At 71.7% G+C, this 15,407-nt stretch carries 14 protein-coding genes; 8 read left to right on the top strand and 6 right to left on the bottom strand.

What is annotated here, in order from left to right; all coding sequences use genetic code 11:
- The first annotated feature begins 167 nt into the window (after positions 1–167).
- Genes E1295_RS25610 through E1295_RS25600 form a run of 3 tightly spaced genes read left to right on the top strand, consistent with a single transcriptional unit; the run spans position 168 to position 5,600 of the window.
- The gene (locus tag E1295_RS25610) at positions 168–3,074 is read left to right on the top strand and encodes a glycoside hydrolase family 2 TIM barrel-domain containing protein (RefSeq protein ID WP_132633440.1); all 2,907 of its coding nucleotides are present in this window, start codon (positions 168–170) and stop codon (positions 3,072–3,074) included.
- Positions 3,074–4,756: an acyltransferase gene (locus E1295_RS51935; protein ID WP_281284770.1), complete on the top strand. Its 1,683-nt coding sequence runs from the start codon at positions 3,074–3,076 to the stop codon at positions 4,754–4,756. The genes E1295_RS25610 and E1295_RS51935 overlap by 1 nt, the downstream gene beginning before the upstream one ends.
- Positions 4,757–4,805: 49 nt before the next feature.
- On the top strand, positions 4,806–5,600 hold the full coding sequence (locus E1295_RS25600; protein WP_132633438.1) for an SDR family NAD(P)-dependent oxidoreductase: 795 nt from the start codon (positions 4,806–4,808) through the stop codon (positions 5,598–5,600).
- A 10-nt stretch (positions 5,601–5,610) separates the two neighbouring features.
- Here the strand turns inward: E1295_RS25600 and E1295_RS25595 are convergent, their stop codons facing one another.
- Complete coding sequence (locus E1295_RS25595; RefSeq protein WP_132633436.1) at positions 5,611–5,856, bottom strand: hypothetical protein; 246 nt, start codon at positions 5,854–5,856, stop codon at positions 5,611–5,613.
- Between the two features lie 166 nt (positions 5,857–6,022).
- Between E1295_RS25595 and E1295_RS52230 the strand changes: the two genes are divergently transcribed.
- The 4 genes from E1295_RS52230 to E1295_RS25575 all read left to right on the top strand — a co-directional run bounded on the left by E1295_RS52230 (position 6,023) and on the right by E1295_RS25575 (position 8,433).
- Positions 6,023–6,427: a PucR family transcriptional regulator gene (locus tag E1295_RS52230; protein ID WP_342775907.1), complete on the top strand. Its 405-nt coding sequence runs from the start codon at positions 6,023–6,025 to the stop codon at positions 6,425–6,427.
- A 170-nt stretch (positions 6,428–6,597) separates the two neighbouring features.
- Entirely contained in the window at positions 6,598–7,125 is a 528-nt protein-coding gene (locus E1295_RS25585) for a hypothetical protein (RefSeq protein ID WP_132633434.1), read from the top strand.
- A gap of 404 nt (positions 7,126–7,529) precedes the next feature.
- Complete coding sequence (locus tag E1295_RS25580) at positions 7,530–8,042, top strand: YbaB/EbfC family nucleoid-associated protein (RefSeq protein ID WP_132633432.1); 513 nt, start codon at positions 7,530–7,532, stop codon at positions 8,040–8,042.
- Between the two features lie 10 nt (positions 8,043–8,052).
- A complete protein-coding gene (locus E1295_RS25575; RefSeq protein WP_132633430.1) occupies positions 8,053–8,433 on the top strand; it encodes a YbaB/EbfC family nucleoid-associated protein in 381 nt (126 codons plus the stop codon).
- A 439-nt stretch (positions 8,434–8,872) separates the two neighbouring features.
- On the opposite strand, the gene E1295_RS25570 is transcribed toward E1295_RS25575, so the two are convergent.
- From E1295_RS25570 to E1295_RS25560, 3 genes are read right to left on the bottom strand one after another with little or no spacing between them, the layout of a single operon-like run.
- Positions 8,873–9,328: a hypothetical protein gene (locus E1295_RS25570; protein ID WP_132633429.1), complete on the bottom strand. Its 456-nt coding sequence runs from the start codon at positions 9,326–9,328 to the stop codon at positions 8,873–8,875.
- Between the two features lie 35 nt (positions 9,329–9,363).
- On the bottom strand, positions 9,364–10,221 hold the full coding sequence (locus E1295_RS25565) for a hypothetical protein (protein WP_132633427.1): 858 nt from the start codon (positions 10,219–10,221) through the stop codon (positions 9,364–9,366).
- Positions 10,221–10,547, bottom strand: coding sequence for a hypothetical protein (locus E1295_RS25560; protein ID WP_132633425.1), 327 nt, complete (start codon positions 10,545–10,547; stop codon positions 10,221–10,223). The genes E1295_RS25565 and E1295_RS25560 overlap by 1 nt, the downstream gene beginning before the upstream one ends.
- Positions 10,548–10,678: 131 nt before the next feature.
- On the opposite strand from E1295_RS25560, the gene E1295_RS25555 reads away from it, so the two are divergent.
- Positions 10,679–11,518 (top strand): hypothetical protein, encoded by an 840-nt coding sequence (locus E1295_RS25555; RefSeq protein ID WP_132633423.1) that lies wholly within the window; start codon positions 10,679–10,681, stop codon positions 11,516–11,518.
- On the opposite strand, the gene E1295_RS25550 is transcribed toward E1295_RS25555, so the two are convergent.
- Together E1295_RS25550 and E1295_RS25545 are read right to left on the bottom strand one after the other, a co-directional pair.
- Complete coding sequence (locus E1295_RS25550; protein ID WP_132633421.1) at positions 11,503–12,711, bottom strand: GDSL-type esterase/lipase family protein; 1,209 nt, start codon at positions 12,709–12,711, stop codon at positions 11,503–11,505. The genes E1295_RS25555 and E1295_RS25550 overlap by 16 nt on opposite strands.
- The gene (locus E1295_RS25545; protein ID WP_220448883.1) at positions 12,708–15,407 is read right to left on the bottom strand and encodes an alpha-L-rhamnosidase; all 2,700 of its coding nucleotides are present in this window, start codon (positions 15,405–15,407) and stop codon (positions 12,708–12,710) included. Before E1295_RS25545 ends, E1295_RS25550 begins: the two co-directional genes overlap by 4 nt.

The following is a 15,407-nucleotide window of genomic DNA, read 5'->3' as shown; positions in this document are numbered from 1 at the left end:
TCACCGGATGATATATCTATTCAAGCCCTCATGTCAATGCACGCCGAGGCTTCACCGCTGTCCCGGTCCACGCCCACGCACGTGTCGCCTAAGGCAAGGAGGGATGGTGTCGATCGAACGCCGCGTATATGGTTAAAACGTTTTGTCTCCACCGGAGGGACGTTCGGATGGCCGACTTCCACGAGGACCCCGGGCCGGGCTCCGGGCGGCGCGCGGCGCGCGCGGACTTCGTCTCCGACGCGCCGCGCCTGCCGCTCAACGGCCTGTGGCGCTTCCGCCTCTCGGACACCGCCGAAGGAACCGGGCCCGCGCTGCCCGACCCGGCGCTCGACGACAGCGGCTGGGACACGATCCGGGTGCCGTCGCACTGGGTGCTGGAAGGGCACGACGTGCCCCTCTACACCAACACCGCCTACCCGTTCCCCATCGACCCGCCCCACCTGCCCGACGACAACCCGACCGGCGACTACCGCCTCCGCTTCGAGCCGCCCCCGGACTGGCCCGCGGGCCGGACCGTGCTGCGCTTCCAGGGCGTCGACTCCTGCGGCACCGTCTGGCTCAACGGCGACCTGCTCGGCCACTCCAAAGGCAGCCGGCTGCCGTTCGAGTTCGATGTCACGGGGCTCGTGCGGGCCGGCGTCAACGTGCTCGCCGTACGCGTGCAACGCTGGTCGTCCGGCAGCTACCTGGAGGACCAGGACATGTGGTGGCTGCCCGGCATCTTCCGCGACGTGGAACTGCTGGCCAGACCCGACGGCGGCATCGACGACCTCACCGTCTCGGCCTCCTACGACGCCGCCACCGGCTCCGGCACGCTCCGCGTGACCGCCGATGCCCCGGGCGTGGTGGAGATCCCCGAGCTCGGCCTCGCCGTACCCACGGGAGAGGAGGTCACGATCGCCCAGGTCGAGCCGTGGAGCGCCGAGAGCCCCCGCCTCTACCGCGGCACCCTGCGCGCCGCAGGCGAGACGATCGAGCTGCCCGTCGGCTTCAGGACCGTCGAGATCGCCGGTGGGCGGCTGCTCGTCAACGGCCGGCCGGTGCTCTTCCGCGGCGTCAACCGCCACGAGCACGACCCCGTACGCGGCCGCTCCCTCGACCGCGCCACCATGATCCGCGACATCGAGCTGATGAAGCGCCACAACGTCAACGCCGTCCGCACCGCCCACTACCCGCCGCACCCCGAGTTCCTGCGGTTGTGCGACGAGTACGGCCTGTGGGTCGTCGACGAGTGCGACATCGAGACCCACGGCTTCGTCTACTCCGGCTGGGAGGGCAACCCGCCCGCCGAGCCGATGTGGCGCGACGCCCTGCTCGACCGCGCCAGGCGGATGGTCGAGCGCGACAAGAACCACCCCAGCGTCGTCATCTGGTCGCTCGGCAACGAGAGCGGCAGCGGGGCGGCGTTCGGCGACATCGAACGCTGGATCCGCGAGCGCGACCCCACCCGGCCCCTGCACTACGAGCGCGACCCGAGCTACCGCCACTCCGACTTCCACAGCGCGATGTACACGTCACTCGACGACCTGGAGCGGATCGGGCAGCGCGAGGAGGAGACGCCGGACGGGGTGGCCGTGGGCTCGCCCGACGACGTGCGGCGGCGCGGGCTGCCGTTCCTGCTGTGCGAGTACGCCCACGCCATGGGCAACGGGCCTGGCTCGCTGGCCGGCTACCAGGCGATCCTGGAGTCGTACGAGCGGTTCTGCGGCGCGTTCGTGTGGGAGTGGATCGACCACGGGCTGAGCGGGACCGACGAGCGTGGCCGCCCCTACCACCGGCACGGCGGAGACATCGCCGCCACCCCCAACGGCGGGCGGTTCTGCCTGGACGGGCTGCTGTTCCCCGACCGCACGCCCTCGCCCGGCCTGGCCGAGCTGCGTGCCGCCATCGCGCCCGTGGGGTTCGCGTTCGAGCCGGGTGAGGTGGCCGTCACCAGCAAGTACGACTCGATCGACCTCGCCCACCTGGACTTCCGCTGGTCGGTCGAGGTGGACGGCGAGCCGCGCGACGGCGGGGCGCTTCCCGTGCCGGACTGCCCGGCCCGCGAGACGGTCCGCGTGCCCCTTCCCGCGGTGGAGGTCGCGGCGGAGGGCGAGACGTGGCTCACCGTCGAGGCCTCGCTGGCCGCCCCCGCCCGCTGGGCGCCCGCCGGCCACGTCGTCGCCTGGGCTCAGACCCGCCTCGGCACCGGCTCGCACCGCCGCCCGCGCCCCGCCGTGAGCGTTCCTCGCTCAGCGGCCGGAGCGGTGGTCCTGGGCGGGGCGGCGTTCGACGCCAGGACCGGGCGGCTGATCAGGCTGGGGGACGCCGAGCTCGACGGGCCGGTGCTGGACGTGTGGCGGGCCCCCACCGAGAACGACCGGGGCCAGGGCCCCATGAACACGCTCGCCGCCGACTGGGAGGCCGTCGGCCTCGACCGCTTCCTGCACCGCACCGCGAGCGTCGAACGCCCCGACGACCGCACCCTCGTCGTACGCGGCCGCAGCGGCCCGGCCACCCGCATCCTGGGTTTCACCACCACGTACACCTGGCGATGGCGGGACGGCGCGCTCCACCTGACGATCGAGGCCGACCCCGTCGGCGACTGGCACGACACCGCCTACGGCGGCCTCAGCGTCACCCCGCCACGGATGGGCGCCAGGTTCTCGCTCCCCGGCGGCTACACCGACGTCACGTGGTTCGGGCGGGGCCCCGGCGAGTCGTACGCCGACAGCCTGGCCGCCGCCCGGGTCGGCCGCTTCGCCCGTACGATCGACGACCTGCAGACCCCGTACGTCTTCCCGCAGGAGAACGGCAACCACGTCGGGACCCGCTGGCTGGAACTGTCGGGCGACGGCCTGCCGACCGTGCGCGCGGACGGCGAGCCGCACCTCGACTTCACCGCCCGCCGGTGGACCAGCCAGGCGCTGGCCGCCGCGCTGCACCCGCACGACCTGGCCGACTCCGGCCGGGTCTGGCTCAACCTGGACCACGGCCAGCAGGGACTCGGAAGCGCCTCCTGCGGCCCCGCGCTGCCCGAGCGCTACCGGCTGCCGGTCCGCCGCCACACCTGGTCGATGACGCTGAGCACGTGATGTCCTCCAAGGAGCACCCGATGATGTTCGACTTCTGCCCCTGGTTGTACTGGGACCACGCGACCGACGAGGACCTCCGCGCCCAGGAGCGCCACCTGGCCGGGCTGCGCGCCAGGATCGCCGTCGAGGCCGCCGAGAAGGTCTTCGTCTCGCCGCTGGCGGCCGTCCACGCCGACCACCTGCGCATGGGCGACCACAGCTACATCGCCGCCCACGCCTACGTCACCGACACCCTCGTCATGGGCGACGACTGCACGCTCAACCCGTACGCCGTGGCGCGGGGCCGCGTCGTGCTCGGCGACGCCGTGCGCGTGGGCGCGCACACGTCCCTGCTCGGCTTCAACCACGGCGTCGAGCCCGACCGGCCCGTGTTCCGCCAGCCGATCAGCTCCAAGGGCATCACCATCGGCGACGACGTGTGGATCGGCTCCAACGTCGTCGTGCTCGACGGCGTCACCATCGGCGACCACGCCGTCGTCGGGGCGGGCGCGGTCGTCACCAAGGACGTGCCCGCCTGGGCCATGGTCGCCGGCAACCCCGCCCGCCCCATCCGCGACCGCCGCACCCGCACCCGCTCCCGCTCGGCGAGCAGCCCCGCCGACGATCTGGAGGGGCTGCTCGCCGCCTTCGCCGACCGCGCCCGCGACCAGGCCGAGGCGGTGCTCGCCCGCTGCTGGACGGGCGAGCGGTACGTCGACCGCCCGGACGCCCCGCCCACCGTGCGGGCCTGGTGCGACGCCGTGGAGATCGCCGACCTGCTCCTCGGCGGTCCGCCCCCGGTGCCGGCGCGCGAGGAGATCGTCGCCTTCCTGCGCGACCGCCAGGATCCCGCCACGGGCCTGATCCCGGAGATCGGCGCCCCGGGCTCCCCGGAGCGAGCGGGGGAGCCGGGCGGCGGCGGGCCGGAGCTGGAGGGCGTCACGGCGTACCACGTGCTCTGCGCCGGCTACGCGCTCGACCTGCTCGGCACCGGCTTCCGGCACCCCGTCCACGCCGTCCACGACCTCACCGGCAAGGACCTGACCGCCGCGCTCGACGCCCTCGACTGGGACCGCGAGGCGTGGACGTCGGGTTCGGTGGTGGACGCCATCGGCACCGGCCTCCACCGCAACCTGGACGGCTTCGGCCTGCGCGGCGACCTCGAGACCCTGTACGGCTGGCTGCTCACCCGCTGCCGGCCGGGCCACGGCATGTGGGGCGAACCGGACTCAGACGCCGGCTGGCTGATGGTGGTCAACGGCTTCTACCGGCTGACGAGGGGGACGTACGCGCAGTTCGGGATGCCGCTGCCGTACCCGGAGCGGGCCGTCGACACCGTGCTCGCCCACGCCTGCGACCCCCGCCACTTCCACGGGGACACCGGCAACGCCTGCAACGTGCTCGACGTCATCCACCCGCTGTGGCTGGCGGGCAGGCAGACGGCGCACCGGCGCGAGGAAGGCGAGGAGTGGGCCCGGCGGCACCTGCGCCGCGCGCTGGGCGGCTGGCAGGACGGCGCGGGCCTCAGCTTCGCCCTCACCGGCGGCACCGGCGCGGCCCGCGTACCCGGCCTTCAGGGCACGGAGATGTGGCTGGCCATCGTCTGGCTGCTCGCCGACTATGTGGGCCTCTCCGGCGCCCTCGGCTACCGCCCCCGAGGCATCCACCGCCCCGAACCGGCGATCCACCTTCCGAACCTCTGACGTGCCGCGGACCGGGGATTGTCGGTGCCGTGGCCTACGCTCCCCCACCATGGATCTCGAGCTTGGCCGGCGAAAGGCCCTGGTGACGGCGAGCAGCGGCGGCATCGGCATGGCCGTGGCCCGGCGGCTGGCCGCCGAAGGGTGCGCGGTGCTGGTTCACGGCCGCGACGCCGCGCGGGCGGGCGAGGCCGTCGAGGAGTTGCGGGCGGCGGGCGGCACGGCGGAGGTCGTGCTCGGCGACCTGACCGATGACGGCGCCGCGGCCGAGGTGGCCGGGCGCGCCGCGGCGTGGGGCGTCGACATCCTGGTCAACAACGCCGGCCCGGTCGCGGAGCACGACTGGGACGACGCCGAGCCCGCGGCGTGGCTGGCCGCGATCGACGGCAACGTCCTGTCGGCCGTGCGCCTGATCCGCGGTGTGCTGCCCGGGATGCGCGAGCGCGGCTGGGGCCGGGTCATCAACCTGGGCAGCCGCGCGGCGACCACGCCGCTGCCCAACCTCGTCGACTATTCGGCCGCCAAGGCGGCGGTGGTCAACATGACCACGAGCCTGGCCCGCCACCTGGCCGGCACCGGAATCACCGCCAACACCGTCAGCCCCGGCGTGATCGTCACCGCGGGAATGCGCAGGATGTTCGAGGACCGCGCCGCCCGCCGGGGCCGGCCCCAGGAGTGGAGCGAGCTGGAGCCCATCGTGACGGCGGAATACGCGCCCAACCCGACGGGCCGGCTCGGCACCGCCGACGACGTGGCCGCGGCGGTGGTGTTCCTCGCCAGCCCGCTGGCCGGCTACGTCAACGGCATCGACCTGCGCGTGGACGGAGGCATCGTCCCCGTGCCCTGACCGGCGCGCCTCACGGCGTGCGCGGCAGCGTGGCGGCCGTCCTCGCGGAGGGAGCCAACTGGTCGTGTGTGCGGACGGCGATCACGCACACGATGCTGATGACCGCCGCGAGCCCCCCGTACACCGCGACGGGCAGCCATGAGTCCAGCCCGTTGAACAGCGCGGTCGCGATGAAGGGCGCGATGCCGCCGCCGATGATGCCGGAGAACTGGAAGCTGAACGACGTGCCCGTGTAGCGCGTGGCCGGCGGGAACACCAGGGAATCGTTCGGCGGTGGACGGGACGTCCTTGAGACCCGTCGAGGTTCCCACCGCGACCACGGTCCGCCCGCGCAGCCCGCCTTCCGCGGCGAGCTCGCGCGCCGCCAGCAGCGGCACCACGCCCGTGGCCTCCAGATACAGGCCCTCCGCGGCGGCGACCTTGTGCTGCATGTCCATGAGCGCGCGGTCGTCCGGCGTGACGACCGCCCGCCCGCCGGTGCGGCGCAGGGCATCGCCGACCGCGTCGTCACGTTCGAGGACGTCTGCCTCGACATCATGCTCGCCCGCAGCCCCGACACGACCGCCGCGCTCGCGGCGACGCTCGACCCCCTGCTCGCACGCCCCGAACTCCTCACGACCCTGCGCGAATACCTGCGCCACGGGATGTCGGCCCGTGCCACCGCCCGCGCCCTCTACGTCCACCCCAACACCGTCCCCTACCGGCTGCGCACCATCGAGCAGCTGCTCGGCCGCAGCCTCTCCGACGTCACCGGCCTCACCGACGTCCTCATCGCCCTGCACCACCTCGACATGGACTCCGCACCCGCGCCGGCCGGCCCCTCCTGAGGACCTGCGCACCACGGCACGCTCCCACCGCAGGGGGAGACCCGCCCCGGAGATCACCCTCACAGGGGAGGACCCGACGTGCGGGACGCATGTCGACTGGTCACATGAGTCCTTCTGCGATTCCTCCTGACCGGCTTCATGCCCCGGCGCGACCTGCTGCTCCTGTCGTCGTGACCGGCCTGCTGGTGGCTCTGTGCTGCGGCGGATTCGCGGTCGTCAACGTCATCTTCGAGGTGACCGGCCGTTTCGACGGCGGCCCCTACGCGGCGTACGCATCAGGCCTTCTCGTGATGAACTGGCTCGTCGTCGTGCTGAAGCTGGTGGGTGCGGGTGCGGCGCTGTCGTCGATCGCCGGCCGTCCCGCAATCCTTCCGCCGGCGGTTCTTGGCGTGGTGTTGTGGAGCGCGTTCGCCCTGCTGTCCCTCTACGTCCTCGGCGCCGTCGGCCAGGCGTTCGGCATGGCGCTGGGCCTGATGGGCTCGGCCGGCCAGATCACCTTGGCCGGGGTCGGTTACGTGCTGTTCTTCACGCTGATGGCGGTCGGATTCGGCGCCCTGGCGATCTCCTACTCGCGGCGCTTCGAGATCCGTAAGGGTCTCATCGCCCTCGGCGTCCTCGGCGGGCCCGTCGCGCTGGGGCTGATCCTGCTGGCCGCGCCGATGCTCCTGACCGCCCTGGGCGTCATGCCCGCCGCCTGACCTCGACGGTGTGCCGCCTTCCCCGGGCCGTGCTGGCTGTGCCCCCTGTCAGCGGTGTGGCCACGGCCGACACCTCAAGGTTGTCCGACCAGGTCTCAGGGTCGCCCGACCAGGTGTCATAGACAGTAGCGAACCTCTCCGTATAGGGCGCCAACGGGCCGAGCCAGTCCGTCCAGCGCGTGAAAGGCGTCCCATCAGGTTCAGGAAAATCGACCTCCCCGTCGATGTCTCCGTAGCGGGCGTACAGGGTGGTGTTGCCATGGCCTTGGAGCGGCGTGCGGACGCTGCGGCCCGCGCCTCGGCATCCGTGCCGGCGAACGTCTCCCCCTCCACTCTCTACCTTTTGTCTCATGTCCTGCAAAGTGCCGCCATGTTGCTGAAGCGCCGCAGTAGGATTTCCGGACATGACGGGAATAGAGATGGAATCGGGAGAAGCGGGGCAGAACACCTCCCGGGTCACGGCCTATGCGAAGCAGCATCATGCCGTGCTCAATCACCTCGGGGGGCGCGGAGATGGTATCCCCTCCTTATGCACGCCTCGGCCAGAAGACGATGTCGAGCAAATGGAGCGCATTCTGCTCCATACCATGAAGATGGTAGCGAACCTGCGGGAGACGCAGAAAGACCTCGCTGTAGTCGCCGGCACCGCGGAGAGCCGTGACGGCCTCATCAGCGCCGTCGCGAACAGCCAAGGCGACATAACGCGGATCCACATCAACCCACGCCTTATGCGCCTCGCTCACACCGACATCGCCGAGAAGCTGACAACAGTGCTCCAGCAAGCCCAACTGAACGCCGAGGCGCAGGCCAAGCAGATCATCGACCGCCGACTGGCCGATACGGCGAACCCCCCGCTCCTGCTGGACGAAAGATTCATCAGTGAGAGAGTCGAGCAAATCGCTCGCAACCTTTTCTGAGGAGGCTCGCGTGTACAACCTTTCCACCGATTGGACAGCGGACGTTCGCGAGAAGGACATCGCACAGGCCATGGCTCACGCCGAAGAGGCTGGCGCCTGGGTCGAGGAGGCGCGAAAAGAGCTGGCCAAGGTGGTCGGCGCGGGCGAGAGCCCATCCGGTCACGTCAAGGTCACCGTGACAGGCGAAGGCAAGGTGCTGGAAATCTCTCTACAGCCGCCGGCCAAGCGATTAGACCGCCATACGTTCGTCAACGAGGTGCTGACGGCCGTGACGCAAGCCCGGCAGGACGCCGCAGGCAAGGTGCACCAGATGATGCGCGAGGGTTTCCCGGGGTTCGACCCCACCGCGATCACTGCGGGAGCCGACCGTCTCATGAACATGCCGTGGTGAAACCCGCCTCGCCAGGTCGCGGCCTTCCTTGCCGCTATGACGGCGAGTCGCGAGGTTGACGCGGAACAGGCAGACTGGCTCGCATCGGCCCCCGGCTGACGTGATGATGAGGTGAGTGCTTCCCGCCAGGCACTGCCCATCGGCTGACGGACCTCGATGTCCTCAACGGGACCTGCCGGCCCTGGACGGGAAGCACTCATGGGCACTCACCGGACGTGGCACCTGTGACTTCATTCGATATGGAGGCGATCTGTTCCACCGCCACGTGCCTCGGGTGCGCGGACCGTTCGTCCGGGTCGCCCTGGAAGGACGACCGCGGCCAAGCTGCAAAGCTCGGCAAGTATGACAGCGATACGGAGCCCCGCCCGGCACTGGGAGGCCGGCAGTACCGGCGAAGGGGACAGCGACCGAAAGCAGCGTGGAGCGGGACAGTTCGTGATCAGTCTTTCATGGCCGGACCGCAGCTCCACGATTGGCTGACCACTTCGAGCACATCATCGCCGTAAGCCTCAGGATTCCAGCCGTCCCTCAGGAATAGTTGTGCCACGACATCGGAGGTCGCGCCCAGCAGATCCTCCTCCGGCGGCTCATCGAGCAGGCGGGTCGCCACGGCGGCGTCCTTGACCCGGACGCGGTAGTGCGCCTCCACATCGACGGTGGCGGCATCGAGCTCAAGTTCTTCTGCGTCCTCCAGGTCGCTTTCCAGTTCGCTGAACGGATTGCCCCAGCCGGTCGCCTCGGCGCACACCTGTGCGTATTCCAGCGCAGCGGAGCGAAGAGTGTTGACTGCGGCCACCACCGCCGGTGAGTCGTCAGGAGAGGCCGTCACGATTCGGGCGTGCTCTGCGATCGCCATACTCAGTTTGGTGGCCTTGTCCGCCAGTTCGTTCCCCATAACCCTTAGTCTCTCGCTCTTGCTGACGCCTGCTGTCACTTCTTCTTTTTCCACGGGAAGTGTTTCGTGTGGCTAACCTCACCGTGCTTGTTGAAGTAGTCGACATGCACATGATCATCTGACCGGCACTCGGGACGGAACCTGGATCTCCCACCCTGTCCCGCGGCTTCTCTCGCCGCCTTCTCCGCTTCTTCCTTGGACTCGTACGGCTTGTCGCCGGAGTTGGTCTTGTTGGAGGCGTTCTTCCGCCAGCCCATGCGGGCGAGGCCAGGAAAATCTCGCGACTCGCTCGGCATCCTGGTTCCCGGCAGGCGCGGCCCGCCCGCGAACGCCGGCCGCGGGCCCATGCCGGGGAGACGTAAGTGCTCAACCACATGCCGGAACTGTGAGGCCGCTCGGTCTCTGAGCGCCGGTGCCAAGACCCGGCCGGCCCCTTGTTGGGTCTGATGCCGGATCGCCAGAATCCGGGCACGCCCCTGCAGCAACGCCTGAGCGTTCAAGGCCGGCCCCAGCGGCCCCGCGCTGACGTGCGCTCTTAACATCCGCCAGAGCACGTGGGCGGCGGTGGCACCCACCGCGAGCTTCGCGCCCGTAACCAGCCAGCCGACGTTGTCCAACACGACGGGCACCGATCGTACGGCGACCGCCGCCCGCGCCAGATGGCCCTGCGTCTCTTGCGAGAAGTCCGACAGAACGGTGGCGGAATCGCCGTCATACACCTCGCCCGCCTGCCGCATGACCGCCTCTTGTTGGCCGCTGACAGCGGTCGAATACGCATCGACCGTACGCCACGCTGCCGCGTCGGCGTGAATGTCAGAAACCGAGACGTTGATATTCGGAACGCCCATCATCTCCAGCGTCGCATCGAGCGCCGGCGGCAGAACAACGTCCACTATGCCTCCTGGCGGCCGTATGCTGAAGCGTCCGTGAAACCGGCCGGCTCGGCGTCATCGATGTTCCTTCGCACTTCGTGCATGCCGTAACCGGTGCGGCGCAATGCTGCGGATAATCGATCGTGCGCCAGCAACCCCAGACAGACGCTTTCTGCGTAAGCCGGCATGAGCAGACTCAGCAACCCGTCGGTGTCTCCCCAGCCGCCCTCCGCGTACCCGCGTTCCTTCAGTCGCTGTATGGCGGCGGCGTAGTCATCACCATGCGCAGTCATCCGAACGGCGTGCTGACCGAACGCCTCTCGGTCAATTTCGAACCCCTGGCTCATGCGGCCTCATCTTATGAGGTTTCTTCGGCCAGTATGATCGTTATGCGCCCACGGCACGATGCGGGCATGCGAGCGGTTGACTCCGCCCGCGTGACGCCGCCCGCTTCAGGCCGAAGCCGGGCGGCGGGTACGTGGGGACGCACCCGCACAAGGAGCGGGTCGCCGAGTACCGGCGCACCCAGAACGAGGTCGCCGCCTACTACGACAGGCTGAGCACCGACCTGGTCGCCCGCCTGGTCGGCGAGCAGCAGACGACACCGGACGAGATCCGCCAGCAGGCGGCCGCAGCCTCTCCGACATCACCGGGCTCACCGACGTCCTCATCGCCCTGCACCACCTCGACATGGAGTCCGCACCTGCGCAGGCTGTGCCGCCCGCCAACGGTGGAGCGCAGCCTCCTCCGACGAACTAGAGTGCCGCGCATGACCGCAGGTGATGATCTTCTCCGGCGCATCGAGACCACACCGGCGCTGGCCGAACTGCTCATCTGGCCGGGCGACTTCGACATCGAGCGGCGCGACCCGGTCGAGGAGCTCAGATTGCCCTCCGGAGCGCCGCTGACGCCGATCGCCGGTGACGCCTCCGGAGCCACCTACTTCCTGTGTGGAACGCCCGGAACCACGCGCCCGGTCCTGTACGCCGATTCCGAGGGGAGCGCCACCTTGGTGGCGGCCGACCTGGTGGAGGCGGTCACGTTGATTGCCGCGTACCCCTACTGGCACGACCTGCTGCACGACCGGCTGCACGGCCATGCGATCGGGGAGGTGGTCGAGGAACTGGAAGAAGACATGTGTGAGGACCACCCCGACTACCCCGCCGCCCGCGCCGAGCTCCTACGCCTGCTCGGCGTCACCCCGCCCACGCCCGAGGACGCGGTCGCGCGCCTGCGCGCCTCGGCCGCCCGCACCGTCCCCGGCTTCCTGCCCATCGCCATGTTGGACGAGGGCGAGATTTCCTACACGCTGTTGTGACCCCATGGCGCAGAAGGCGACCGAGCAACCTCCGGGTCGTCCGGCCGGGTGTTGAGCGGCGCCTCAGCCTCGGCGGCCAGCGCCTGGTGGCCGGCCGTGCTCGGGTGGAGGTGGTCGCCGCAGTCGTAACGGGGGAGCAGGCGGGCCGGGTCGGCGGGGTCGCGGAGGGCGGCGTCGAAGTCGGCCACGCCGTCGAACGCGCCCTCGCTCCGGATGTGGGCGTTGACCTCCTGCCGGGCCCGTTCCCCCTGCTCGGTGTGGTATTCGGCGCCGGCGTACGGGGTGAGCGTGCCGCCGATCACGCGGACCCCGGCGGCGCGGGCGGTCGCGGCGATGCGGGCGTACGCGGCGATGAGGTCGTGCGCCCGCGCGCCCGCGCCGAGGTCGTTGAGTCCGGCGAGCAGGATCACGGTGGCGATGCCCGGCTTGGTCAGTACCTCGGCGGTGAGGCGGGCCTCGGCGGGACGTCCGGTGCCCGCGGCCAGCACGCGGCCGCCGGAGACGCCCTCGTTGACCACGGCCGAGCCGCCGAGCACGTCGGCGAGGAGGTCCACCCAGCCGTGGCCGGTCTCCGAGCCGACCCCGGTGGCGATCGAGTCTCCCAGCACCGCCACGGCCGAGACGGGCGCGGGCGCGGTGACCGTCAGGGCGTCCATCCAGTGCCAGACCGCCACCTCCTCGGTGAACGCCCCCGAGCCCTCGTCGGCGGCGTGGTCACCGGGGACCGACCGGTAAGCCGGGGCGGTGGCGGGTTCCCGGTCGGCGCACGGCGGCCGCTCCAGGCTGGAGCCGGGCGGTGGGTACGCGGGGGCGGTGGCGCGGTTGCGGCCCGTCAGGGTGCCCGGCTTCCCGCGGACGTACAGGCTGATCGCGAGGCGGTGGCGTGGGCGCACCCGTACGGGGAGCGGGTCGCTGAGGGCCGTCGCGCCCGGCGCCACCGTCACCTCGGGGCTCCCACCGAACGTCAGCCTCCGGTTCGACCCCGGCGCCAGCGCCGCCCCGGCCAGCGGGACGCCCACGCGGACGTGCCCGAACGTCACGGGGCGGTTTCCGAAGGCGTTGGTCAGCCGGACGCGCAGGCCGCTCCCGCCCACGGTGGTCCGCACGATGTTGCGTACGGTCAGCTCACGCAGGCCGCCGTCGTCGAGTCGTTCGGCGGCGGCGGCCCACGTGGTCACCGGCCGGTACGTCACCGACCCCACGACGCGGTGAACGTGTACCGGCCGGAGCCCACCCGGCACACCGAAGCGGCCTCGGTCGACTTGATCACGTCGATCCCCGCGGTGGCAAGCGGTTTCCCGGACTCGCGGACCGACGAAGGGTCCGTGGTGGGCACGTGGACGGTGGCGAGCGCGCCTGGCGGTACGCGCACCTCCAGCGTCAGCTCCCCGCCGGAGATCTCCCACCGGCTGCTCAGCCGCCCCAGCGGCGTGTCGTACGCCGCCGCGGCCCACCGCAGCCGCCCTCCGGGCAGCGGCCGGATGAGCGGCCGGCGGAACCCGACGGAGTCCTCCTCCTGCCCCACCCCCGCGACCCCGCTGTAGAGCCAGGCGCCGACCGAGCCGAGCGCGTAGTGGTTGAAGGAGTTCATGGCGACGGGCCCGAAGCCGTGCTCCTCCGTCCAGCCGTCCCAGCGCTCCCAGATCGTGGTGGCCCCGCGCTTGATCGAGTACCCCCACGAGGGGTAGCGGTCGTCGTGCAGCAGGTCGTAGGCGAGGTCGTGGTGTCCGTACGCCGACAGGACGGGCCCGAGCAGCCCCACACCGGCGAACCCGGTGGTGAGCCGCCGCCCCCGCCGCTCCAGGTCGGCCACGAGATGTCCGACGGCGGCGGGAACCAGGTCATCAGGGACGAGCTCGTGGGCGAGTGCCAGCAGGTAGCCCGTCTGTGTGTCGCCCGAGATCCGCCCGTCGGCCGAGACGAACTCCCGTACGAACGCCTCCCCGATGCGCGCCCGCAGCCCCGCGTACCGCTCGGCGAGGTCCGCGCGGCCCAGCACGGCGGCGGCCCTGGCGGTGAGGCCGGCGCTGAGCGCGAAGTACGCGGTGGCCAGCACGTCGCGGGAGGCCCGCACGCCCGCCTGCAGCCAGTCGCCGTAGTGGCTGCCCACCCGGTCGCGCCAGATCAGGCCGGGGTTGTGGCGTTCGACGTGGTCGACCCACCGGCACATGCTGGGCAGGCTGTCGCGCAGGACGCGCTCGTCGCCGTAGACGCGGTAGAGGTGCCAGGGCACCACCGTGGCGGCGTCGCCCCAGGCGGGGGTGCCGTGCCGCTCCGTCATGACGTGCGGCACCACGTCGGGCACCGCGCCCTCGGCGGTCTGGGCGCAGCGCAGGTCGGCCAGCCAGCCGGTGAAGAACGCGGCCACGTCGGCGTTGTAGCAGGCGGTGGGCAGGAACACCTGCGCGTCGGCGGTCCAGCCGAGCCGCTCGTCGCGCTGCGGGCAGTCGGTCGGCACGGACACGAAGTTGCCCCGCTGGCTCCAGCGGAGGTTGCTGGTCAGCCGCCGCACCATGTCGTCGGAGCAGGAGAACTCGCCGGCGACCGGTGTGTCCGAGTGCATCGCCCGGCCCAGCACCTCGACGTCGTCGTGCCCGCTGACCTCGACGTAGCGGAAGCCGTGCACGGTGAAGCGCGGCTCGAACGTCTCCTCCGGCAGCCCCGCGGCGACGTAGTGGTCGGTCGCCTCGGCCGAGCGCAGGTTGGCGGTGTAGAGGCCGCCGTCCTCGTCGAGCGCCTCGCCGTGCCGGAGCGTGACGCGGGTGCCGGCCGGGGCGCCGCGCACCGTCAGCCGCACCCGGCCGGCGATGTTCTGCCCGAGGTCGACGACGGTACGGCCGGCGCCGTCCCGCCGGGTCCCGACCGGCGTGAGGTCCTCGGTGACGCGGACGGGCTCGGCCGCCGAGGGCACGAGGACGTCGTGGCGGGTGCCGGTGACGCGGGCGGGGGCCCACGACGAGTCGTCGAAGCCGGGCAGGTCCCAGCCGTGCTGCTCCAGGCGGGCGTCGTACCATTCGCCCATCAGCAGGTCGGCGTAGCGCAGCGGCCCGGTGCTCTCCCGCCAGCTCCCGTCGGTGCCGACGACCGTGCGCGAGCCGTCGGCGTGGTCGGCCACGAGCTGGACGAGCAGTTCGGGACGCCTGCCGTAGCGCTGGGCCTGCTGCCGGCCGTCCCAGCCGAGGCTGCCCGACCACCAGCCGTCCGCGAGCACCGCGCCCACGCAGGCGGGGCCGTCGCCGACCAGCTCGGTGACGTCGTACACCTGGTACGCCACCCGGTGACGGTAGTCGGTCCAGCCGGGGGTCAGCTCGCCGTCGCCCACCCGGTGGCCGTTGACGCGCAGCTCGTACAGGCCGCGGGCGGTGCACACGATCCGTACGGAGGTCGCCGGGCGCAGGTCGACGACGCGCCGGAAGTAGCGGGGCGGGGGCAGGGACGCGGTGCGTACGGTGCGGGGCTCGCGGTCGTCGGCCGGAGGCTCGAACGGCGGCAGCGTCTCCGGGTCGTGGCCGATCCAGGCGGCCGCCCACTCGTCCGCGTGCAGCACGCCGGTGCCGAACCACGACCCGGCCGCCGCCTCCTCGCCGTCCGCGGAGCGCACCCGCACCCGCCAGGTGTAGCGGGCGAACGACGCGAGCGGCGCGCCCGCGTACAGGGCGTGGGGGTCCTGCCCGTCGATCCAGCCGCTGTCCCAGGCCAGGGCGTCGCCCGAGCGGACCGTGATCCGGTACGCGGCCTGCGCGTCGCCGCGCCGGCCCGACGCCAGCCGCCAGCTCAGCCGGGGCGCCCGGCCGGCGATGCCCTGCGGGGTGTCCAGGTGCTCGCAGCGCAGGTCGTACGGGTGCAGCGCGCCCCCCTCGGGAGCGGAGGGAAGGGACCATTCGCTCAC

The sequence above is a fragment of the Nonomuraea mesophila genome (genome assembly GCF_004352805.1).
Lineage (GTDB): Bacteria > Actinomycetota > Actinomycetes > Streptosporangiales > Streptosporangiaceae > Nonomuraea > Nonomuraea longispora.
This window is presented reverse-complemented; position numbering and strand designations above follow the sequence as displayed.